We start from the raw sequence: 23,037 nt of genomic DNA on the forward strand, positions 1-23,037 counted from the left end.
TCCTCCGGTTCAGTTCCGGTCAGTTGTTGCGCGACGCAGAAAAGCGATAAGATCCTGGCGATCCTGTGCTTTGGCAATCCGCTGCATCGGCATTTTCGACCCCGGAATGTAGTGGTCTGGCCCTTCGTCGAAAAGGGCATTTATCGTTTCGTCATTCCAAATGATATCAGAGCCTTGCAATGTATCCGAGTACAAATATCCGCGAACTGTGCCGGCCGGACGTCCAAATACACCGTGCAGGGTGGGGCCTGCACGTCGTGCATTATCGGAGGACAGGCTGTGACAGATCGAACATTTGCGCGCAAACTGGCGTTCTCCGTTGTCCATCTCATCAGGATTTTTCAGGAAACTCGGTTCTGCCGAGGCCATCTGGTGTTGGCCGGACAACGCGTCCACAGGCCAGCTGTACATCGCCTCGTCAAGTCCGCCCGCATGGATGCTTTTACCGTCTGCGGAAAATGCCAAAGCCCAGACCGGACCGCGCAACGTGGCGCGAAAATCCTGTGCAATGCGCCAATCGACGGTGTCGATGACCATAATATACCCTTCGCCATCGCCTACGGCCAAGAGTCTCCGATCCGGGCTGAGTGCAAGGGCAAGGATCGGGCGGCGGTCCAGTGTGAAGTCGCGCTCTCCCCCGGTGGCAAGGTCAAGGATACGCGTAACACCGTCAACCGCACCATAGGCGATCCAGTTATCCTGTGCATTCAGGGCCAGTTCATTGATGCCGAACCCGTGCTCGACCAGACGTCTTGTTTCCTGCCCGCTGGATACATCCCATAGCCGCAAAGCGCCGTCGACTCCCGCCGAATAAAGTTGCGTGCCGTCAGGTGAAAATGCGACCGCATTCACGCCACTGCCGGTCGGTTCAAGCCGCGTGGGTTCAGTGCCATCGACAGGCCACAGGCCGATTGTTCCATCCCAGCTGGCCGTGGCAATAAGGGTTTCTGACGCGGCAAGGCCAACAATCTTGCCCTTGTGTCGGCCAATGATTTCACCGCTTGGCCATTTGCGCAGGGTGAAATCGTCCCCGGCAGAATAGAAAGCGGAGCCGTTGAACGCGACTGCGTTCACCGCCGCTTCGTGCCCTTCGAACCAATCTGGCTTTTGCCCGGTCCAAAGACCCACAGAGTTGTCGAAACTGGCTGTTGCGATGCGACCGTCTGGCGCGGTGGCAATGCCCATAATGGGGCCGCCATGCCCTTTCAGTGTAAAGAACTCTGCCACGGCAGGCAGGGGCACCAGCGCCAGCGCCAGAACCAGCCCACGCATCTATTCAGCGGGTGAGGCGGCTGCTTTGCCAGCCTCTTTTTCCTGCACCTCTTCCAGCCAGAGCGAGTGATGCTCGCGCGCCCATTGTTCCTCGACCTCTCCGGTTCCCATGGCGTCAAATGCGCCCTCCATACCGACCGAGCCGAGATAGATATGCGCAACGATGATCGCGATGAACACATAGGCAATCATGACATGCCAGACTTGAGCGAATTGCATCTCTTCCTGCGGTGACATCTGCACCGGCAAGGTCAGACCCAGCGCCTGAGGAACGCCCGTGGCGTTTGCGACCGAGAAGGTCTTGGCGAACAGGGGCAACTCGAACGGAAACAGCAGTGATAAGCCGGACAGACTGATTGACACGCCCAGCAGGATGCAGGCCCAGAAGATGATCTTCTGCCCCGCATTGAATTTCCGGGCGGGCGGGTGGTTGCCCTTGGTGAACAGGCCCCCGCCAGCGGCCAGCCATTTCAGGTCAGTGCGGTTGGGGATGTTATGAGCAATCCAGTTCACCGTGACGATGATCAGACCCAGCATAAAGGCCCAGGCCAGATTGTTATGCAGCCACTTGCAGCCTTGTGCGATGGTGGCGAAACCTTCCTTGCCGAAGACCGGGATCAGGAAGTCGCGGCCATAGAGCGTGAGCAAACCAGTAATGCCGAGGATCAGGAACGATCCAGCAAACAGCCAATGGCCAAAACGTTCAATCCCGTTGAAACGGGTGACTGTGCGGCCCGTTTTCTCTCCATCGATGCGGATTTTCCCACGGATCAGGAAGAACAGCAAAATGATGCCCAACATCCCGGCGATGATGTAAGTGCCATATTCGCGCAGCGGCCCGGTGCGGAAATTCAGCCACCACATGCCACCATCCTGTATCAACACGCTAGCAGCGGGGCCGTTTGACGACACGGTCACATCGGCCGAACCATAGCGCAACGCACGGTACACATCGCTGTTCGATGCAACACCACGGGTGCCAAGCTGCCCCATCAGACCCTCGACATTGCTCTGGCCGGTATTGTCGGAGCGATAAGCGTTATCCACCTTCTCACCACGTTGCCGGGCGAGGATGTCTTCGAGGGTCGTCGCTCCGCCGGTTCCCGCCCTTTCAGGTATGGCGGTGCTGTCATCGGTCGTTTGGGCGGCACCCGAAAAGGTAAGCCCAAGGGTGAACAGAAAAGCGATGAGAAAGCGGAGCATCTGAACCTCGGTCAAATTCCAAGATCGGACAACCCGCGCTGAGCGGGTTGTCCATTGCTTTGTGCAGACAGCGGCTTAGCCGTCTTTCTGGTCGTAGGCAGTACCCCAGCCCCAGGCGCCCGAGCCGAAACCGCGCGCCACGACGCGTTCACGGTAAACAGCCGACACCACGTCACCGTCACCGGCAAGCAGGGCCTTGGTGGAGCACATTTCGGCGCAGATGGGCAGTTTGCCCTCGGCGATCCGGTTGCGACCATATTTGGCGAACTCTGCGGTCGAGTGGTTTTCTTCGGGACCACCGGCACAGAACGTGCATTTGTCCATCTTGCCACGTGAACCGAAATTGCCCGCCTGCGGGTATTGCGGCGCGCCAAACGGGCAAGCGTAAAAGCAATAACCGCAACCGATGCACAGGTCCTTGGAGTGCAGGACAACACCTTCTTCGTTCTGATAGAAGCAGTCGACCGGGCACACCGCCATGCAGGGTGCGTCCGAACAATGCATACAGGCCACCGAGATCGAGCGTTCGCCCGGGTTGCCGTCATTGATCGTCACCACCCTGCGGCGGTTGATACCCCAGGGTACCTCATGCTCGTTCTTGCACGCGGTTACGCAGGCGTTGCATTCGATGCAGCGTTCAGCGTCGCAGAGAAACTTTGCTCTAGCCATTAATCGTCCTCCTTACGCTGCCGAGATCTTGCAGAGAGTACACTTGGTCTCCTGCATCTGGGTCACTGAATCATAGCCATAGGTCTGGGCGGTGTTGGAACTTTCGCCCAGAACATAGGGGTCAGCACCGGCGGGGTATTTGTGCCGCAAGTCCTCGCCCTGGAAATGGCCGCCAAAGTGGAAAGGCATGAAGGCGACACCGGCACCAACCCGATTGGTCAGCATTGCCATCACCTTGACCTTACCGCCTTCCGGACCTTCGACCCAGACCTGTTGCCCGTCCCGAATGCCAAGGTTGTTGGCATCGCGCGGGTTGATCTCGACGAACATATCCTGCTGAAGTTCAGCAAGCCATGGATTAGACCGGCTTTCCTCGCCGCCGCCTTCATATTCGACCAGACGACCTGACGTCAGGATTATCGGGTAATCCTTTGAAAAGTCGTTCTTTTGGATCGAAGCATAAAGGGTGGGCAGGCGATATGCGTGCCGGTCCTCGTAGGTTGGATAGTCCACCACCAGATCACGCCGGTTCGTATAAAGCGGCTCGCGATGCAGTGGGATCGGATCCGGGAAGGTCCAGACGACCGCGCGGGCCTTGGCGTTCCCGAAGGGCGCACAGCCATGCTTGATCGCCACCCGCTGGATACCGCCCGAAAGGTCGGTTTTCCAGTTGGTCTCGGGGCCTGCAACGGCATCGATTGCAGCGCGTTCTTCAGCCGTCAGGTCGCCGTCCCAGCCAAGGTCCATCAGCATCTGCATCGTGAATTCAGGGTATCCGTCCTGAATTTCTGATCCAACGCTATAGACCCCTTCGGCCAGCAGGTTGTCGCCATCGCGTTCCACTCCGAACCTGGCGCGGAAGGTCAGGCCGCCTTCGGCCACCGGTTTGGACATGTCATAGAGGTTCGGAGTCCCCGTATGACCCATCTCAGCGGTTCCCCAGCACGGCCAGGGCAGACCATAATATTCGCCGTCGTTTGGTCCACCAATGGCCTGCAGCGTGGTTCTGTCGAACGTGTGCTGATTAGCCATGTGGCTTTTCAAGCGTTCCGGTGACTGCCCGGTATAGCCGATGGTCCAGAGGCCCGAGTTGAACTCACGCGTGATGCTTTCAACATTCGGGGTCTCGGGGTCTTCCATCTCGATATTGCGGAACAGGCGATCCGCCCAACCGAACTTGTTGGCGAACTTGGCCATGATGACCTCGTCCGGCAGGCTTTCGAACAGCGGTTCGACGACCTTGTCACGCCACTGCAACGAGCGGTTTGACGCGGTGACCGAGCCACGGGTTTCGAACTGCGTACAGGCGGGCAAAAGGTAGACGCCATCGGTGCGGTCATGCAGAACAGCGGAAACGGTGGGATACGGGTCGACCACGACCAGCATGTCCAGCTTTTCCATTGCCGTTTTCATTTCCGGACCCCGCGTTTGCGAGTTCGGCGCGTGACCCCACAGAACCATGGCACGGACATTGTTGTCCTGATCCATGTTCGCAGGGTCTTCCAGAACACCGTCGATCCAGCGGGATACCGGGATACCGCTTTCATTCATCAGCGGTTTGTCCTTGCCGTCTTTGCCCTTGATCGTGGCGAACTGGCCCTTCAGCCAATCCAGGTCTTCACCCCAGACGCGGCTCCAGTGGCCCCATGCGCCCGCGGACAGGCCGTAATAGCCGGGCAGGGTATGGGACAATACACCAAGGTCTGTCGCGCCCTGCACGTTGTCATGACCGCGGAAGATATTGGTGCCACCACCCGAGGTACCCATATTGCCCAGCGCAAGCTGAAGCACGCAATAGGCGCGGGTGTTGTTGTTGCCGTTGGTGTGCTGTGTGCCGCCCATGCACCAGATGACCGTGCCGGGGCGGTTGTTGGCCATGGTTCGGGCAACACGTTTCAGTTGCGAGCCGGGCACGCCGGTGACGCGTTCTGTTTCTTCAGGCGTCCATTTGGCCACCTCATCCTGAATCTGGTCCATGCCCCAGACACGGGTGCGGATGAATTCTTTATCCTCCCAACCGTTGTCGAAGATGTGCCACAGGATGCCCCAGATCAGCGCAACGTCCGTGCCCGGGCGGAAACGGACATATTCATCCGCATGGGCCGCGGTGCGCGTAAATCGCGGGTCGCAGACGATCAGCGGTGCGTTGTTCTGCTCTTTTGCGCGCAGAACGTGCAGCAGAGAGACAGGGTGCGCTTCAGCCGGGTTGCCGCCGATGATGAAGATGGCGCGCGAGTTGTGGATGTCGTTATACGAATTGGTCATGGCGCCGTAGCCCCATGTATTCGCAACACCCGCAACCGTGGTCGAGTGGCAGATACGGGCCTGATGGTCCACGTTGTTCGTGCCCCAGTAGGCGGCGAATTTGCGGAACAGATAGGCCTGTTCGTTATTGTGCTTTGCAGAGCCCAGCCAATACACGCTGTCGGGCCCGGATTCTTCGCGGATCGACATCATGCCATCGCCGATCTCGTTGATCGCCTCTTCCCAGCTGATGCGCTTCCACTCGCCGCCTTCCTTTTTCATCGGATATTTCAGGCGACGCTCACCATGGGCGTGCTCGCGAACCGAGGCCCCCTTGGCACAGTGTGCACCCAGGTTGAACGGGCTATCCCAGCCGGGTTCCTGCCCGACCCAGACACCGTTCTGCACTTCGGCAACGACAGTACAGCCGACCGAACAGTGGGTGCATACGGATTTGATGTTTTCAACGGCCTGTTTGGCCGCCGTCTGGGCACTGGCTGGCGTCACGGTTCCACCTGTGGCGCTGATCGCGGCAAGGCCGCCGATCGTCAGGCCCGAGCCACGCAGGAATGCGCGGCGATCGACGGTTTTCTCGCCGACCTGGGACAGGATACTTGTCCGCTGGGGGCGTCTCGCAACCCCGTTGGTCTTTTTCCTAAGCATGTCTTTCCTCCCTTGCGCGCCGTGTAAGCCACGGCTGGCTTGGTACTGCTGAAGCCGACGTCAGGGCCAATCGCAACCGTCTGTCGGGTGTGAAAGCGTCCAGTCCTAGAACCGGGTGCTCTCGATGTATGCGCGTGTATGCGCAGTATCCTGAATGCGGGTTTCGTCGGTCGGCAGCGCGGCGGCTTCGGCCTTCCCGGTCAGGCTGGCGGCAACGGCAGCGGGTGCTGCGGTTCCGGCCAGTTTGAGGAAGTCACGGCGGGTGGCGCCTTCTTCCTTGGTCTTGCTCATGGGAACCTCCTTTCCCAATTGCGGTTTGGCGCCCATGGGACACCGGCGATGTGCGGGTTACCCCGCCGTCATCCGGAACGCTTCGCGCTCGATCTCCATGAACACCCGACCGGCAGTGCCGACGGATGCATAAAGAACCGAGTTCTCGGCTGCTTCCAAATCCGAATAGAAATGCGTGGCCCAGGGGCCGATATGCTTGCTCCAGAATGCCTTTTGGTCATCCAGGGATGCCGGGCTGCCAAAACGCCCGACGATCATTCCGGCCATCATCTCCATCAATGAGGCGATGTTATCTTCGGGCTCGAACACGTTTTGGGCACGTGTGATCCCGCGAACCGCCATGTCATTGCGCAGCTGAGCCAAGGGTTTCTCGTTCAGGAAGCCCGTCAGGTAGAAACTGGCGTAAGGCAGCAACTCACCCCGGCCCAATCCGATGAATAACGCATTGAATTCCCGTTCGGCAGCGGCTGGCTTGGTGACCTTGGCAACCCGCGCCATGGATTGAATGGCCTTGCCGAGATCCGTGTCATCTCCGACCAGACCAGCCATTTGGTTCAGCAACATCTGGTCCGGAGGACCTGCCAGTAACAGACCCAGAAAGTTGTAGAAATCCGCGCGCAGGCGATCCTCGGCTGAAACATCCAGAGTGTGCGCGTCACTTGCGGTCATTCGGTCATCCTTCAAATTCAAATGTCATTCGACGTGGAGACGGGGGACGGTCGACTTCTTCCGGCTCTTCCACCTTAACCACTGAAACCGGCTGTGGCACGGGATCGGGGTCAACTGACACGACCTCTGGTTCAGAGAGCGTATCAGTTTCGATTTCGTTTTCTTCCGTTTCTTGCGCGTCGGCGGCCAGCGCTTCGACATGCGCCAGCATGCCTTTTCCAACCTGATAGGCGGTTTGGATGTTTTCGATCACGCAGGCCGCATCGGTATAGTCCTCGCCGTAATCGACCAGCCCGTCGACATTGGCTAGAACAGGGTTCAACCGCCACAGCCGACGCAGGGCGCGGCGCCGCAGGCGATCAGGCACTGCCTTGGACATAAAGCCCGAAACATCATCGCCGGGTCCGAGGGTATCCGGATCGGGAAGGTTGAATTCGGCCAAAATCTCGGCGTCACTCTTTTCTTCAAGTTCGGTGTGATGTGCTGCGATCACCCGTTCTTCGAGGGCCATCGTCTCGGCTTCAGCTTCGGCCTGAACGGCTGCCTTCCGGCGCGACCAGAAATCACGCCGCTCTGTCATTGCAGCACCCGTCTCGGCGAGCGGTACACGTCCGATGCCTGCCGGATACGTGCATCACCTTTGCCGTCTTCAACCAGATCCGTCCGCTTCTTGTCGCGACGGCGCTTGACGAACACTTCGTGCTGGTGATGTTTCAGGGTGAAATCCCGCACCCAGGCGATCAGCCCTTCGGTCATTGGGATTTTCTCGACAATTTCTTCGCCGGTATCTGCGTAATCCTGCCCCTGGAACGGAGAAGCGGTGATCAGAACTGCATTCAGCGGCGTGTCGCCCTTCAGCTCATTCCGCAGTACAAGATAGATCGAGGGCTGCCCGTCCGACAGGTTGACCAGGTAGGCTTCGGTCTCGTCCGCCCAAAGGGTCAGAGGAAGGGTGGCAGCGTGGTATTCGACCGCCTCGCCTTCGCGGCGCAGTTCCTGCCAATCGGCTGGCCCTGCACCAGGCAACACGGCGACCGCGCGCCAGTTCCAGCGGGCCCAACGCGTGACCCCGGGTGTTTTGCGCACAATGACGCCAACCGGCATGTCGATCTGGCTTGCGGCCTTGGCCACTGGATCCTCCCCGAAAGGCTCTCCCCTGCCTTTCCACGTCCACTATGGTACACAAAATAGCCACGTGCCAAGCCCGTGCGTTAATACTTTGGTCGTATTCCCGGTAGCGTCTTCGTGATCAAAGCCTGAGAATGCTTTTGTTTTATGGGATTTTGCCGCGCAATTCTGCCCGGCGCCCTGCACGCTGCACAGGGTTGAAGTTGCTTCATCGGGAATGCAGCCTAAAGTGCAGAGGATCGGGACTGCTTCCCGAGGGAGGGGACATGGGCACGAAACTTTTGCTCTGCGATTGCGCGGGAACTCAGGCGCTGGATACCGACAGGATCGAAAGCGCCTGCGGAATTTCCTGTTCAAAGGTGCATACCGCGCTTTGTACAAAAGAACTGCAATCCGCTGCGGCCTCGATGCAAGAGGGCGATATCGTCATCGCCTGTCTGCAAGAACAAGAGGTGTTCCGGTCGCTTGCCGAAGATATGAATATCGAGACCCCCGGCTTTGTCGACCTGCGGGATCGCGCTGGGTGGTCCGATCAGGGCGCGGATGCGACGGCCAAAATGGCTGCCTTAGCCGCCGAAGCGTTCCTGCCGCAACCCGTGACGCCCAGCGTTGATGTCATCAGCGAAGGCACGTGTTTCATCATAGGTCCGGGCACCGTTGCCTTTGGACTGGCGGAAAGGTTGGCCCGGACACTGGCTGTAACCGTTCTGGTCACAGATCAGGCTGAGCAGGACTCTCGGGCCTTCGACGTTATTCGGGGACAGTTGCGGTCTGTTTCGGGTGCTCTGGGTCGGTTTTCTTTGCGTCTGGACAATGTGCAGCAAGTGGTTCCCGCAGGCAGGGGTGCTTTCAATTGGACGGAACCAAGAGATGGGGCGCAATCGGCCTGCGATATCATTGTTGATCTGACGGGGGGCACGCCCTTTGTGCAGGCCCCGGCCAAGCGCGAGGGGTACCTGAAGGCTGATCCCAAGGATGCGGTTTCTGTAGAACGTCTGGCTTTTGACGCCGCCCAACTGGTTGGAACATTCGAAAAACCCCTGTACGTGCGACTGGAAGAAACACTTTGCGCCCATTCGCGGGCGGAACAGGTCGGGTGCTCAAACTGTCTGGATATCTGCCCAACCGGTGCAATCACGCCCTCGGGCGAGCATGTAGCGATTGATCCGATGGTCTGCGCCGGGTGTGGTGAATGCGCGGCGGTCTGTCCGTCGACGGCGATAACCTATGAAGATCCACCTGTTTCGGCCTTGTTATCACGGATGCACACTCTGGCGCGCACGTACCGAAGGGCAGGCGGTATCGCACCCCGGTTGCTTGTGCACGACGCCCACGGGGCCGAAATGATAAGGCTTGCAGCAAGGTTCGGGCGGGGATTGCCTTCGGATGTTATCCCGCTGGAATTGAAAGTGATATCCGGGTTCGGTCATTCGGAAATGCTGGCCTCACTGGCACATGGATTTGCGCGTGTGGATGTGCTGCTGGCCCCGACGACCGAGCGGGATGCGCTGGATCGCGAACTTGAACTGGCACGTGCCATAGCCAGTTCGGATGGGATCGGGCTGATTGAGGAGGTGGACCCTGATGCGATGGCAGACTTGCTGTATGCGCAAAATGTCCCCGAACCGTTGGCAGATCCGGTCTTGCCACTTGGCAACCGCCGACAAATCGCGCGACTGGCAGCACAGGCCCTGAATCCGCAGGCCAAAGCCCCGCTGCCATTGCCTGAAGGTGCGCCTTACGGTGCCGTTGCAGTGAATACTGACAGTTGCACACTCTGTCTTAGTTGTGTGTCTCTGTGCCCGTCCGGGGCTTTGATGGATAACCCTGACAAGCCCCAGCTGAACTTTCAGCAGGATGCGTGCCTGCAATGCGGAATGTGCAAGACGATCTGCCCCGAAGATGCGATCACCTTGGTACCACAACTGGACCTGAGCGATGCTGCCTTGTCTCAGCAGGTCCTGAACGAGGAGGAACCATTTGCCTGCGTCGAATGCGGGGCTTTGTTTGGGGTGAAATCAACCGTTGAGCGGATAATGGAAAAGCTTTCGGGCACGCACCCGATGTTTGCCTCAACGGAACAGGCGCGGATGATCCAGATGTGTGACAATTGCCGGGTGAATGCTCATTTCCAGCAGCAGGACAATCCGTTCCAGTCAAAACCAAAGCCTCGGGTCGTTACCACCGAGGATTACTATTCGGATAGAAAGGATCACTGAAGCTTTAGCGGCGAGCCCAGATCTGCGGCGTCAATGCGCGAAACAAATGCCAGGATGGCTTCAAGATCGTCCAACGTCATCTTGACCGGGTGAATTGGGGATGGTCGCTCGGGATCAAAGGGGGGTGTCAACCCGTCGATCTGCGTGAATGCGGGGTGGGGATTGAGGGCAAAGAACGCCTCGAACCGTTCCGACCAATCCGGCATCGCGCGCAGAACCGCGAATGAGGGGGTTGAGCCAAGCCCGCTCATCCGGTTTCGGGGGCCAATCACATGACATCGACCACAATGGGTCATAGATAGTTCTTCGCCCAGCACGGTGTTGCCATCCAGGGTATCGTCCGACTGGGTGAATGTGGGATCAAAGCCGGTGCTGAACTGCTCACCCACCGCAGGAAGAAAACCTTCGACAGTGCGCTTGCCGATATCTGAATGCAGCCAGTCGCGAAACCGGATTTGACGATTATCACCTTCGATCCTCAGGTGATAGACCACTCCACCACGGGTAAAGACAGGATCACCGGGCGGCGCGGTTTCCAGCACCATGGCACCGGCATCATCTGCGACAACGCGTATCCCGGTCTTGAGAGAGAAGCGAGGAAGGATATGTTGCAACAGACCGGAGTCTTTAACCTCTGCCGGAGCCGCAAGGCCAATCGCCTCCTGCGACAAGGAGGGGGTGGCGGTGAGCGTCAGGCTCAGGCACAACAAGACAAGGCGCATGGTTTAGCCTAACTATGAAGGCTGCGATGCGTCAAATGAACAGAAAGAGACGGAGACACATGCAATGAGCGGCGACCAATACATGTCGACACGCACGCCCCTGTCGGCGGGGCACACCAAGGAGAGAACAGCATGAGTGTTCGTGACGCGGTTCTGGCGAACCTGAAAAAGATCACCGATCCGGTTTCGGGTCAGGACATTGTCAGTGCGGGCATCGTGCGTGCGCTGAATGTCGAGGGCGATACGGTTCGCTTTGTCCTTGAGATCGACCCGAAGCATGCCGAAAAGATGGAACCTGTGCGCGCAACAGCTGAAAAGGCCGCACAGATGGTTGAGGGCGTTGCAAATGTATCGGCCCTGATGACTGCGCATTCCGATAAGGCGCCGCCGGATTTGAAGCCGAAACCCAAACCATCCCAAACAGGACCGCAAGCCGTTCCCGGTGTTGACCGGATCATCGCCGTTGCGTCTGGCAAGGGGGGTGTGGGCAAATCCACCGTGTCGGCCAATCTGGCCTGTGCGCTGGCCGCAGAAGGGCGGCGCGTGGGTCTGCTGGACGCGGATGTTTACGGGCCGTCGCAGCCTCGGATGTTAGGCGTCTCGGGCCGCCCGGCCAGCCCCGATGGCAAGACGATCCTGCCGCTGCGCAACCACGGCGTCACCATGATGTCGATGGGGTTGATGACCAACGAAGGGCAGGCGGTTGTCTGGCGCGGGCCGATGCTGATGGGGGCGCTGCAACAGATGATGAGCCAGGTGCAATGGGGTGCCCTGGACGTGCTGATCGTCGACCTGCCGCCCGGCACTGGCGACGTGCAACTGACGCTGAGCCAGAAATTCAAGGTGGACGGCGCTATTGTCGTCTCGACGCCGCAGGACGTGGCGCTGATTGATGCCCGCAAGGGGATCGACATGTTCAATCAGCTCAAGACACCTATTGTTGGGATGATCGAAAACATGTCCACGCATATCTGTTCGAACTGTGGGCACGAAGAACATGTTTTCGGTCATGGTGGTGTCAAGTCTGAGGCCGAGGCGATGGGCGTGCCGCTGCTGGGTGAAATCCCGTTGCATCTGGACATTCGTGTAGCCGCAGACGGGGGCGCGCCAATTGTGGTCAGCAAGCCAGACAGTCCTCAGGCCGAGGCTTTCCGCAAGATCGCCCGCGACATGATCACCAAAGGCACCGTATGAGCCAACCGGTCTTTCCCCCTTTGTTGACGGGTCACCCGGTTCAGGGTGGGGAAGACCCGTTTGAACGGGCCCAGGCTATGGCGGCTTTGGGCTGCGATGCGGGGGCGGTTGTTTATAACATTCAGGCCGATTACCTGCGTGTCGCGATCGTATTTGCGCCCGAGGTGCCACTGCGGGACGCGATGGCGATGCTGCCGCTTTGTGCTGTCGGGTTTCAGAATGCGCTGGGCGCTCTGGCCCCGCCTGAAGTGGCGGTGCATCTGGAATGGGACGGTGTGATCTGTGTGAATGGCGCGAAATGCGGTGTGTTCCGCGTTTCGGCATCCGGGGAAAACGCGGAAGAAGAACCGGATTGGCTGATTGTCGGCTGGGAGCTCGCATTGATGCAAACCAGCACCGCGCCCGGCGAGACACCGGATGTCACAGCCCTTTATGATGAAGGCTGCGCCGAGGTGTCGGCCACGCAACTGGTCGAAAGCTGGTCACGCCATATGCTGACCTGGCTCAACCGCTGGCAGGAGGATGGCAACGCGCCGCTGCATGCCGAATGGATGGGCCTGCTGCGTGGGGTAGGTGAGCCACGGGTCGATGGCGGTGTATTCCTTGGAGCGGATGAGCGGTTCGGAATGCTGATCCGCGACGGGGTCAACACCCGTTTGCGCCCGTTGACGGAATTATTGGAGAACGGACGATGAAACTGGCCCGCGCCATCCATTTCGATGAAAGCGACATGAACGTGTTTCATTCTCCGGCACGTACGGGCGAATGGTGCGTTTCGGGCGGGTTCGAGTTTTCGAACTGGAGCGGCGCGGATCTGGAAGGTAAGGCGCGTCAGGCTTTTGCGAATGGCTGGCTGGGGCTGGAAACCTTTGGCCGGGTGACATTTGTGGCGGTAACCCAGATCGAAGGCGCTGAAAGGGATCAGGTCACCCGCAACTTGGCAGAACACTTCGTGCAGTATTATGGAGCGCCCTCGGTCGAAGCCGCATTAGGCGTGGCACAGGCTGAGATTGATCACATGTCAGATCTGTGTGAAGACCATGCCGCCAACACGCTGCTGACCGTCGCCAGAGAATTATCTGAGACAGGAGTGCACGAATCCTTTCGTGTGATCACTCCGCAAGACGCACAGCTAGAGGTGCTGGCGGTGCATGGGTCTCTGGACGACTAGAAAGGGTCTACAAACCCGCCGAACTGACCGCGCTTGAAGATCAGACCCTTGCCGGTGCGGTACATGACCTGATCCACATGACCGACAATGATCAGATGATCTCCGGCCTCGTGCCGGGCGTGCAAACGGCAGTCAAACCGAGCCAGACAATTGGCCAGCTGCGGGCGATCAGCCTCGTCTGTCGTCCACTCGGCATGGGTGAAATCCACACCGTCGCGTGCAAATCTTAGCGCCTGATCCTGTTGATCCTGAGCCATGACGTGGATCGAGTAATGCGTGCAGGTGCTGAACGTATCGAAGCGGTTTGACTCTCTGGCCAGGCACCACAGCACCAGCGGCGGATCCAGGGACACCGACGCAAACGAGTTTACGGTGATTGCACGTGGGCCGTCTTCGGTTTGCGCAGTGATCACGGTGACACCCGTTCCGAAACATCCCAGAGCCTCACGAAAGGCGTGGCTTTGATCCGGGGTTGGTGTGAAAATCTTTTCCGTCATATCGCGCGCGTGTTCCTTGGCCGCGCATCAGGTGCCATGCGTGGCCCGGATTGTCCACGAAAAGCTGAACGGCGTTTGCAAATTTCGGAGTTAATTAAGGTCTTCCAGCAGACGCCCGTGTTTGCGGGTGTGGACGATGACTTCGCCAAAGGTGTTCAGCCCGCGCGCTTGCAGGATGGGCAGCATCTTGACCAGCGCCTCGGCTGTTGCCACCGCGTCGCCCAATGCCGTATGACGTAGCGCCTCGGGGATAGTGATGTCCAGCCGTTCACACAGCGCGTCCAGTGTATGTGTATCGCTGGCGCCGAACAAAACGGCCGACAACAGCACAGTGTCGAGTATCGGATGATCCCATTCGACTTCCATACGCTTGGCATGGCGGCGAAGGAACGCCATGTCGAACGGCGCGTTATGGGCCACAATCACCGCATCGCGTGAGAATTGGTGAAACACACGTCCGGCTTTGACAATATCCGGTGCGCCCTGAACCATGTGATCACTGATCTTGTGCACGCGGGTCGAGGCAGCAGGGATCGGAATGCCCGGATCTACAAGCATGTCCAGATGCTCGCCCGCGACGATCTTGCCTTTCACAACGCGGACCGCGCCGATCTGAACGATCTCATCCTTGTGTGGCAGCAAGCCGGTTGTTTCCGTGTCGAAGACCACAAAACACAGATCCAGCAAAGAGCGGTTTTCAAACGCGCCGTCACCCGGCGTGTCCAGCAATTCGAAATCATAGACCAGCGGGCGGGCCTCATCTGGCGACATACGGGCAACGCTGTCTTCGAACACCAGCATGTAACCGGGTGCGTCACCCAATGGCTTCATTCGGGCCGAATAGGTTTGTCGGCCGTCCACGCTGGTCAGGGCGCAGAAAACATCCTTACCTGATTTGCACAACTTCCCATACGCGTCCGTCAGCCCCGTCGATTCGATATACTCGAAGAGCGAGGCGTTCAGGCGGGGATGCGCGATCTGGGCCAGCACCTCGGCCGCCTGACCGTCATACAAAACGATCTGGTGTTTTGGACTGGCCAGCAACATGGCGACCGGGATCTCGGTCAGAAGGGCAGTAAGGCGCTGTTTTTCCGCCGCCAGATGAGCGGTTTCAGCGGCCACCGCCTCGGCCGTGTGCATGGCATTTGCGGCAAGTTGCTCGGCCAGGCCAGCTGCAGCCGGGGCCAGATCTCCCAAATACCGCGCGGCTTGCATGTCCAGGTCGGTGCTGACACCGGCATGAGCGCGGGCCCGCAGTTGCGCTGAAAGCCGTTCGATCGGCTTGGCGACATTGTCGTCAAACAACAGCCAGACACCCGCGATCAAAGCCAGCAATCCAAACCCGATCAGAACCTCGGCAAAGATGAAGTCATCAAACAGGTCAGGTTGTGCGGCCCGGGCATAGGTGATCCACAGGGCGGCGGAACTGATTGATATCCCGCCGAGCGCGAGCAGACAGAAAAACAGAAATATCCTGAGCCGCAGGCTTAACCCTGTGAGCATTGTCAAACCCCGCAGGTGGCGTCGATGATGGGGTCGGCAGGCACGGCGGATATCCAGTCTGCATTCAGCAGACGTCCGTCATCGGAAAACTCAGCACCGTCCGCAAGGTTGGCGCGACGATTCTCGGCACAGTTTACGGCCACGGGCAGTTTTGAAACCGGAGCCCAGCGACCGAAGAAATAAAGATCGACAAGTCGTTGGTCGGGAACGTTTTCGTTTGTTCGCACCGACACGGTGTCGATAGCGGCAAAGCGGTCGACGAAGGGCACGACATAGGTCCACGGGCGGTAGAGGGCGCGGCTTTCAACCTCTTGCACGATTGCCATTTCCTCGGGAAGCTGTTCGCGCGTACGGTCGTACCAGGAATACTCGCTGGATATGGTCACAGCGATCATCCCCAAACCCGCCGCGACCGGAGTAACCCATTTCGGCAACCGCCCTCCGGTCAGCTTGTTCAGCACAAGAACGATACCCGCAAAAGCGAATCCCGCAAAAACAGTGCCGATCAATTCCAGAAACATCGTGTCTCTCCGTTCTTCAGATGCATGTCAGCCCAGCATTCCCTTGCCGTGGCCGACCGCTGATTGCATCGTTTTTACCACAACGAAGGCGTCACGAAGATGACTTCGCTCAAAGTCCGAAAGATCGGATGGTGGCAGATAATTGTCTGGTTTCTTGCCCGATTTGACCAGCTGGACCTGATGTTCAAGCCGGGTTTCGGCGATCAGATCATAGGCGTCCAGCAAATCGCGTGCGCCCGACGCGCTGAGAACGCCATTGGCCTCGCCAGCCTTCAGACGGGCGCGCGTATTGGCCTCGGGCAGTTCGCCTTGCAGGGCGTAGATTCGCGCCAGATCCACGACCGGAACAACACCATTGTGTTTCATATCCAGCGTGTTGCGGTGCTCGCCCGACCGGATGGTCGCAAAACCACGCAGCAATCCCAGCGGCGGCGTGTGTTTCAACGAGTTCGAGATCATATGTGCGACGAAGATCGAATTGGACCTGGCCGCCGCCAATGTGTCGGCCTGCAGGTCGGCGAACAGGTCGAACGTGCCGCCTATCGGGCGCAAGTCAAACATGACCGAGGCCAGCATCTGCGCTTCGGGGTTCGGTTTGGCGATCCATCCCTTGAAATAGTCGCGCCAGACACGCACCGGCTGACACCAGCGCGGATTGGTCGCCATCATGTCGCCGGGACAATAGAAATAGCCACAGGTATCCAGCCCGTCCGACACGAACCTGGCCAACATAGCAAAGTACTCCATATCCACATCGGTCACGCTGTCATCCAGCATCAGGCAGTTGTCCTGATCCGACACGCCTGTCTGCTCCTGCCGCCCTTGCGAGCCGCATGCCAGCCACAGATACGGCACAGGGGGCGGGCCCAGTTTCTGTTCAGCAAGGGCCAGAAGGCGCCGGGTAACCGTGTCAGCTACGTCGGTGATCAGGCGCGTGACGATTTCGTGCCGGTTCCCGCCTGCAACCAGTTGTACCAGCAGCTGTGGGATTTCCGCCGTTACCCGCGCCATATCTTCGGCGGTATTTGCCTGGGCAATGCGTCGCACCAGTTCGGCCGAGTTCACGGCCTGGTAATGTGTCAGGTCGGTTTGTGTGACGATACCGACCAGCCGACCGCCCTCGGAAATCGGGACGTGGCCGATGCCGCGTTCCATCATGATGTGCAACACGTCTGAGCCGATGTCACCGGGTGACAGGGTGACGGGGTTCGCGGTCATGATCTCGGAAACCGGTGTGGACGGAGGCAGGCCGTCCGCAACATATTTGCCTGAGATATCCCGGAGCGTCGCGATGCCCTGCAACGTGTCGCCGTCTGTGATGCATAGTGACGAGATGTGTTTGTCGCGCATGATCTGCGCCGCTTTCTGAACAGGCGTATCCGCGGGGCAGGTGGCCGGGTTATGTGCCATCAGAATATCAATGGAACTGGTCGCAAGGCTTTGCGGGCCGCTTCTGTCGCCGCGTGTGCGGTTGAAGAACTTGGCGACCACATCGTGACCGTCGATCAACTCGCGCACCAGATCCGGTGGCAAAACAATCAGGACCGACGGAGTGTGCGCACGCGCCTTGGTGGCTGCCTTGCCGTCTTTCAGCAGTCCGCGCTCTCCAAAAGAATTGCGCAAGCCTAGTTGAGAGACAACTGCACCATTCTCATCGGTGATTTCAACCTGTCCTTCATAGATCACGAATACGCCGGGAAGCGCATGACCCAGTTCATAGACCGAGGTGTCTTCCTCTACTTCCCAGACCTCGATCTGTTTTACGATCTGATCCAGGGCTTCAGCCGGTAACGCGTCATAGGGATGAACGGATTTCAGAAACCGGGCGATTTCATCGTGGGACAGGGGCATCTGATGTCTCCGGTGTTCTGGTGAAAAAATCCCGCCCAGTGGTATGCCGGGCGGGAGTAGTGGATCGAAAGACGCGGTCGAAGGCAAGAGCCAACGACCGCATCATGCTCACTTGTTCTGAGCTGCACCCGCACCACGGGGAATGCGAACGCTTTCGACCAGTTCCTTGATCTCCGGCGGAGTTTCCTTGGTCATGCCAGCCACAACATAGGCGACAGCAAAGTTGACCATGGCACCGACAGCGCCGAACGAGGTCGACTGGATCGGACCCAGCAACGGATCGGCATCGGTGAACGAGTTGGTGTCCGGAATAAACATCCAACCCTTGTGCAGGAAGATGTAGACCAGGGTAACGACCAGACCTGCCAGCATACCTGCAACAGCACCGGTGTTGTTGATGCGGGTCGAGAAGATCCCCATCATCAGTGCCGGGAAGATCGAGGCTGCCGCCAGACCAAAGGCCAGAGCAACAGTCTGTGCTGCAAAGCCCGGAGGATTCAGACCCAACCAGGTCGCTACAGCAATCGCCACAGCCATCGCAATCCGTGCCGACAGAAGCTCGCCTTTTTCCGAGATCTGCGGGTTGATTGCGCCCTTGATCAGGTCGTGGGACACGGCCGACGAAATCGCCAGCAGCAAGCCCGCAGCAGTCGACAGAGCAGCCGCAAGACCACCGGCAGCGACCAGACCGATTACCCAACCGGGCAGGTTGGCAATCTCGGGGTTGGCCAGAACCAGGATATCGCGGTTGAACTTGGTCAGCTCGTTACCGACCCAGCCTTTTTGTTCCGCAATCGCCTGCATCGATTCAGATTTGTCATTGTAGTACTGAATCTTGCCGTCGCCGTTCTTGTCCTCCCAATCCAGCAGGCCGGTTTTCTGCCATGTGGCCATCCAGTCGTACCGTGCATCATTGTCGATCTGTTCGACTGTAACGGCACCACCTTCGATGCCACCATTGGGCCACATCATGTCGGTGATGTTCAGACGGGCCATTGCGCCAACAGCCGGAGCGGTCAGATACAGCAGCGCGATGAAGACCAACGCCCAGCCAGCCGACCAACGTGCGTCAGACACTTTGGGGACGGTGAAGAAGCGCATGATAACGTGCGGCAGACCGGCGGTACCGATCATCAGCGACAGGGTGAACAGCACCATATTCAGCGTGTTGGAGTGATGGGCCGTGTATTCGTTGAAGCCCAGCTCTGTTACGATGCCGTCCAGTTTGGTCAGTAGCGGTACACCGCTTGCAGTGTCGCCAAACAGACCCAGCGCCGGAATCGGAGTGCCGGTCAGCTGTAGCGAGATAAAGATGGCAGGGATGGTGTAGGCGGTGATCAGCACGCAGTACTGAGCGACCTGTGTATAGGTCACGCCCTTCATCCCTCCGAACACCGCGTAGGCAAACACAACGCCTGCACCGATCAACAGCCCGGTGGTGTTCGACACTTCCAAGAAGCGGCCAAAGGCAACCCCAACACCGGTCATCTGACCGATAACGTAGGTCACCGATGCGACAATCAGACAGATCACCGCAACGATGCGCGCTGTCTGGCTGTAGAAACGGTCGCCGATGAATTCCGATACGGTGAACTTGCCGAATTTGCGCAGGTACGGCGCAAGCAGCAGGGCCAACAGCACGTAGCCACCCGTCCACCCCATCAGGAAGGTCGAGTTGTCATAGCCGGTAAAGGCAATCAGGCCCGCCATCGAGATGAACGAGGCCGCAGACATCCAGTCTGCCGCTGTCGCCATACCGTTGGTGACCGGGTGTACGCCGCGACCGGCGGCGTAGAACTCTGATGTGGAACCCGCGCGGGCCCAAATCGCAATGCCGATGTACAGCGCGAAGGATGCGCCGACAAACAGCAGGTTGATGGTAAACTGATCCATTATCCCCGCTCTCCCTTACTCTTCATCCACGCCGTGTTCGGCGTCTAGCTTGTTCATGCGCCAGGCGTAGTTGAAGATCAGCGCCAGAAAGACCAGGATCGATCCTTGCTGAGCGAACCAAAAGCCCAGATCAGTACCACCGACGGCGATGCCCGACAGCAGCGGACGCAGCAGGATGCCGAATCCAAATGACACCAGCGCCCAGATCACGAGGCTGATGTAGATGAGGCGCAGGTTGGCCTGCCAATAGCCCTTGTCGGCTTCGGCTGCCTGCGCGGAGTTTGTAGATTGATCCGCCATTGCGGGTTCCTCCTTCGCTTCCTCGTTTGGCGGCCCGGTGCTCAACTCCTCCAGTGCGTCGGTCCGCTTCTCGACAATGCCCAACACCGTATGGTGCCAGGTAAAACTTCACCAGTCCGCCAAAGCGGTCTTTTGAAGTATTCTTTTTAGGATCAAAGCCTTGTGGCTTATCTCCTCCCCTTAACTCATGGTGTCGCTCACGATCCCTTCGAGATCGCCAGCGATATCTTCGATTCTGCCCATGGCATTGATGCGTTTCAGAACACCGTGACCGTCGTAATAGGTGATCAGCGGCGCGGTCTGTGCATGATAAGCCGCTAGGCGCGAAGCCACGGTTTCAGCGTTGTCATCCGCGCGGCGCTTGAATTCGGTGCTGCCGCACTTGTCGCACTTTCCGTCTTCGGCTGGCTTCTTGAACTGGTCGTGGTACCCTTCGCCGCAGCCCGCGCAGGTGTAGCGGCCCGAAATGCGGATCACCATTTCGGCATCTTCCACTTCCAGGCTGATTGCTGCGTTGATCTTCTGGTCATTGGACGCCAGCAGACCATCCAGCGCCTCTGCCTGAACCGTTGTGCGGGGGAACCCATCCAGAATGACGCCCTTGGCGCAATCTGATTGCGCCATACGGTCGCGCAGGATCGCAATGACGATCTCGTCACTGACCAGATCACCGGCTTCCATCACGGCTTTGGCGGCTTTGCCTGCGTCCGTGCCTGCTGCAACGGCTTCGCGCAGCAGGTCACCCGTGCTGAGTTGAACAAGCCCGAATTTCTCTTCCAGCATCCGGGCCTGCGTGCCCTTCCCGGCGCCCGGAGGGCTGAGAAGGATGAGTACTGCGGGAGTGGTGATCGTGGCGGCGTCCATCACATCCTCACTTGCTTGCGCGGTTTTCGATCAGGTCTTCGACCACCGACGGATCGGCCAGTGTCGAGGTGTCACCCAGCGAACCAAAATCATTTTCGGCGATCTTGCGCAGGATGCGGCGCATGATCTTACCGGAACGTGTTTTGGGCAGGCCCGGGCCCATTGGATCACATCGGGGCTGGCAATCGGTCCGATTTCGGTCCGGACCCAGGTGCGCAACTCCTTACGGAGCTCTTCGCTTGGTTCACGGTCATTCATCAAAGTGACATAGCAATAGATGCCTTGCCCCTTGATTTCATGGGGATACCCAACAACCGCAGCTTCTGCTACGGCGGCGTGTGCAACTAGAGCGCTTTCCACCTCGGCCGTTCCCATGCGGTGGCCAGACACGTTGATCACATCGTCCACGCGGCCGGTGATCCAGTAGTCGCCATCTTCATCGCGACGACAGCCATCACCAGTGAAGTAGTAGCCTTTGTAATCCGAAAAATAGGTCTTTTCGAACCGCTCATGATCGCCCCAGACAGTGCGCATCTGGCCGGGCCAGCTGTCTTTGATGCAGAGCACACCCTCGACACCATTACCTTCGATCTCGACGCCGGACTGCGGGTCCAACACCACCGGTTCGATGCCAAAGAACGGTTTCATTGCCGATCCGGGCTTCATTGCATGGGCGCCGGGCAGGGGGGTCATCAGGTGACCGCCGGTTTCAGTTTGCCACCATGTATCCACGATGGGACATTTGCCCTTGCCGACGACTTCGTTGTACCAATTCCAGGCTTCGGGGTTGATCGGTTCACCCACGGTTCCCAGAGTGCGCAGATCGCTGAGGTCGCATTTCTCGACAAACTCTTTGCCCTGACCCATCAGGGCGCGGATCGCTGTGGGCGCGGTGTAAAACTGGTTCACCTTGTGTTTTTCGCAGACCTGCCAGAAACGCGACGCGTCGGGGAAGGTTGGAACGCCTTCGAACATCAGCGTTGTCGCACCATTGGCCAGGGGGCCATAGACGATATAGCTGTGGCCGGTGACCCAGCCCACATCTGCCGTACACCAGTAAACGTCGCCTTCGTGGTAATCGAAGGTGATCTCATGCGTCATTGCGGCGTAAACAAGATAGCCGCCGGTTGTGTGAACAACGCCTTTTGGCTGACCTGTCGAGCCGGAGGTGTAGAGGATGAACAGCGGATCTTCGGCGCTCATTTCGGCTGGTGCGCAGTAGTCGTCCGCCTCAAGGGCCATTTCGTTGTAGTCAAAGTCACGACCGTCAATCCAGGTGGTCTGGCCACCGGTGCGTTTGACGACAAGGCACTTGACCGTATCCTTGCAGTGTAGCAGTGCCGCGTCAGCATTGGATTTCAGCGGCGTCTTACGACCACCGCGCGGAGCCTCGTCCGCGGTGATGACAACCTTGGCGTCACAGCCGTTGATCCGGGCTGCCAGAGCGTCCGGCGAGAAGCCTGCAAAAACAATAGAGTGAATTGCGCCGATCCGCGCGCAGGCCAGCATGGCATAAGCGGCCTCGGGGATCATAGGCAGATAAATGACGACGCGGTCGCCTTTGCGCACACCCATAGATTCAAGGATGTTGGCCATGCGGCAGGTGCGGCGGTGCAGTTCTGCGTAAGAGATATGCTGAGCCGGATCATTTGGATCGTCCGGTTCCCAGATGATTGCCGTTTGATCACCGCGGGTTTTCAGGTGGCGATCCAAACAGTTGGCCGAGACATTCAAGGTGCCATCGGCATACCAGTTTATTTTAACCGAACCGAAATCGTAGTTAACGTCTTTGACCTGGGTGAAGGGTTTGATCCAGTCAACGCGCTTGCCTTGCTCGCCCCAGAATGCGTCGGGGTCACTGATCGAAGCGGCGTACATGCCGGCATATTTTTCGGCATCAACATGCGCACGGGCGACGGTTTCTGCGGATGGCGGATAGGTCTTGGCATCTGCCTGGGCAGCGGTGGTCATTTTTGAGGCTCCTCCCTCTGGACTGGATTACGTTGGGACATTTTTTGCCACTTGGTCTGGCAATGTCGATCCCGTTCCTCCCCAAGGTCGAATATTACCGAGTTCTGAAAATAAATAAATAAATTGCCGGAATCCCTGAATTTATTTGTAAAGAAATTTCTAACTACGGCCACCTCTAGTAAAGAAAACGCG

Annotated in this window: 20 protein-coding genes and 1 pseudogene; 4 read left to right on the top strand and 17 right to left on the bottom strand. The window is 58.5% G+C overall.

The window, feature by feature from the left end:
- Positions 1–9 precede the first annotated feature (9 nt).
- The 8 genes from ACR3FC_RS16535 to ACR3FC_RS16570 form a co-directional block, all read right to left on the bottom strand.
- Positions 10–1,272: a c-type cytochrome gene (locus tag ACR3FC_RS16535; protein WP_480476666.1), complete on the bottom strand. Its 1,263-nt coding sequence runs from the start codon at positions 1,270–1,272 to the stop codon at positions 10–12.
- Positions 1,273–2,475 (bottom strand): formate dehydrogenase subunit gamma, encoded by a 1,203-nt coding sequence (locus ACR3FC_RS16540; RefSeq protein ID WP_480476668.1) that lies wholly within the window; start codon positions 2,473–2,475, stop codon positions 1,273–1,275.
- Positions 2,476–2,550: 75 nt separating this feature from the next.
- Positions 2,551–3,144: a formate dehydrogenase FDH3 subunit beta gene (gene fdh3B, locus ACR3FC_RS16545; protein WP_209504177.1), complete on the bottom strand. Its 594-nt coding sequence runs from the start codon at positions 3,142–3,144 to the stop codon at positions 2,551–2,553.
- 12 nt (positions 3,145–3,156) lie between these two features.
- The gene (locus ACR3FC_RS16550; RefSeq protein ID WP_480476670.1) at positions 3,157–6,051 is read right to left on the bottom strand and encodes a formate dehydrogenase subunit alpha; all 2,895 of its coding nucleotides are present in this window, start codon (positions 6,049–6,051) and stop codon (positions 3,157–3,159) included.
- 105 nt (positions 6,052–6,156) lie between these two features.
- The gene (locus ACR3FC_RS16555; protein WP_480476672.1) at positions 6,157–6,342 is read right to left on the bottom strand and encodes a ubiquinol-cytochrome c reductase iron-sulfur subunit N-terminal domain-containing protein; all 186 of its coding nucleotides are present in this window, start codon (positions 6,340–6,342) and stop codon (positions 6,157–6,159) included.
- 57 nt (positions 6,343–6,399) lie between these two features.
- Positions 6,400–7,011: a TorD/DmsD family molecular chaperone gene (locus ACR3FC_RS16560; RefSeq protein WP_480476674.1), complete on the bottom strand. Its 612-nt coding sequence runs from the start codon at positions 7,009–7,011 to the stop codon at positions 6,400–6,402.
- Between the two features lie 4 nt (positions 7,012–7,015).
- Positions 7,016–7,591 carry a DUF3306 domain-containing protein gene (locus tag ACR3FC_RS16565; protein WP_480476676.1) on the bottom strand — a complete coding sequence of 192 codons (576 nt, stop codon included), beginning with the start codon at positions 7,589–7,591 and terminating at the stop codon, positions 7,016–7,018.
- Complete coding sequence (locus tag ACR3FC_RS16570; RefSeq protein WP_480476678.1) at positions 7,588–8,142, bottom strand: DUF3305 domain-containing protein; 555 nt, start codon at positions 8,140–8,142, stop codon at positions 7,588–7,590. Before ACR3FC_RS16570 ends, ACR3FC_RS16565 begins: the two co-directional genes overlap by 4 nt.
- 263 nt (positions 8,143–8,405) lie before the next feature.
- Between ACR3FC_RS16570 and ACR3FC_RS16575 the strand changes: the two genes are divergently transcribed.
- Complete coding sequence (locus ACR3FC_RS16575; protein ID WP_480476680.1) at positions 8,406–10,358, top strand: 4Fe-4S binding protein; 1,953 nt, start codon at positions 8,406–8,408, stop codon at positions 10,356–10,358.
- On the opposite strand, the gene ACR3FC_RS16580 is transcribed toward ACR3FC_RS16575, so the two are convergent.
- Positions 10,352–11,080: a hypothetical protein gene (locus ACR3FC_RS16580; RefSeq protein WP_480476682.1), complete on the bottom strand. Its 729-nt coding sequence runs from the start codon at positions 11,078–11,080 to the stop codon at positions 10,352–10,354. The genes ACR3FC_RS16575 and ACR3FC_RS16580 overlap by 7 nt on opposite strands.
- Before the next feature lie 132 nt (positions 11,081–11,212).
- Here ACR3FC_RS16580 and ACR3FC_RS16585 point away from each other — a divergent pair, with 132 nt between their 5' ends.
- Genes ACR3FC_RS16585 through ACR3FC_RS16595 form a run of 3 tightly spaced genes read left to right on the top strand, consistent with a single transcriptional unit; the run spans position 11,213 to position 13,445 of the window.
- Complete coding sequence (locus tag ACR3FC_RS16585) at positions 11,213–12,274, top strand: Mrp/NBP35 family ATP-binding protein (protein ID WP_480476684.1); 1,062 nt, start codon at positions 11,213–11,215, stop codon at positions 12,272–12,274.
- Positions 12,271–12,969 (top strand): biotin/lipoate--protein ligase family protein, encoded by a 699-nt coding sequence (locus tag ACR3FC_RS16590; protein WP_480476686.1) that lies wholly within the window; start codon positions 12,271–12,273, stop codon positions 12,967–12,969. The genes ACR3FC_RS16585 and ACR3FC_RS16590 overlap by 4 nt, the downstream gene beginning before the upstream one ends.
- Positions 12,966–13,445 carry a DUF6505 family protein gene (locus tag ACR3FC_RS16595; RefSeq protein WP_480476688.1) on the top strand — a complete coding sequence of 160 codons (480 nt, stop codon included), beginning with the start codon at positions 12,966–12,968 and terminating at the stop codon, positions 13,443–13,445. The genes ACR3FC_RS16590 and ACR3FC_RS16595 overlap by 4 nt, the downstream gene beginning before the upstream one ends.
- Here ACR3FC_RS16595 and ACR3FC_RS16600 read toward each other — a convergent pair.
- From ACR3FC_RS16600 to acs, 8 genes and pseudogenes are all read right to left on the bottom strand, one after another.
- The gene (locus tag ACR3FC_RS16600) at positions 13,442–13,942 is read right to left on the bottom strand and encodes a flavin reductase family protein (protein ID WP_480476690.1); all 501 of its coding nucleotides are present in this window, start codon (positions 13,940–13,942) and stop codon (positions 13,442–13,444) included. The two genes, ACR3FC_RS16595 and ACR3FC_RS16600, sit on opposite strands and share 4 nt — an antisense overlap.
- A 90-nt stretch (positions 13,943–14,032) precedes the next feature.
- Positions 14,033–15,445: a 3'-5' exonuclease gene (locus tag ACR3FC_RS16605; protein ID WP_480476692.1), complete on the bottom strand. Its 1,413-nt coding sequence runs from the start codon at positions 15,443–15,445 to the stop codon at positions 14,033–14,035.
- 2 nt (positions 15,446–15,447) lie between these two features.
- Positions 15,448–15,966 (bottom strand): hypothetical protein, encoded by a 519-nt coding sequence (locus tag ACR3FC_RS16610; protein WP_480476694.1) that lies wholly within the window; start codon positions 15,964–15,966, stop codon positions 15,448–15,450.
- A 27-nt stretch (positions 15,967–15,993) separates the two neighbouring features.
- Positions 15,994–17,817 carry a DUF294 nucleotidyltransferase-like domain-containing protein gene (locus ACR3FC_RS16615; protein ID WP_480476696.1) on the bottom strand — a complete coding sequence of 608 codons (1,824 nt, stop codon included), beginning with the start codon at positions 17,815–17,817 and terminating at the stop codon, positions 15,994–15,996.
- Between the two features lie 108 nt (positions 17,818–17,925).
- A complete protein-coding gene (locus tag ACR3FC_RS16620; RefSeq protein ID WP_480476698.1) occupies positions 17,926–19,710 on the bottom strand; it encodes a sodium:solute symporter family protein in 1,785 nt (594 codons plus the stop codon).
- Positions 19,711–19,725: 15 nt separating this feature from the next.
- Entirely contained in the window at positions 19,726–20,010 is a 285-nt protein-coding gene (locus ACR3FC_RS16625) for a DUF4212 domain-containing protein (RefSeq protein ID WP_480476950.1), read from the bottom strand.
- A gap of 180 nt (positions 20,011–20,190) precedes the next feature.
- A complete protein-coding gene (locus ACR3FC_RS16630) occupies positions 20,191–20,874 on the bottom strand; it encodes an adenylate kinase (protein WP_480476700.1) in 684 nt (227 codons plus the stop codon).
- Between the two features lie 7 nt (positions 20,875–20,881).
- Positions 20,882–22,845, bottom strand: a pseudogene (gene acs / locus ACR3FC_RS16635) (acetate--CoA ligase).
- Positions 22,846–23,037 lie beyond the last annotated feature (192 nt).

It is taken from the genome of Ruegeria sp. AF3 (assembly GCF_056536285.1).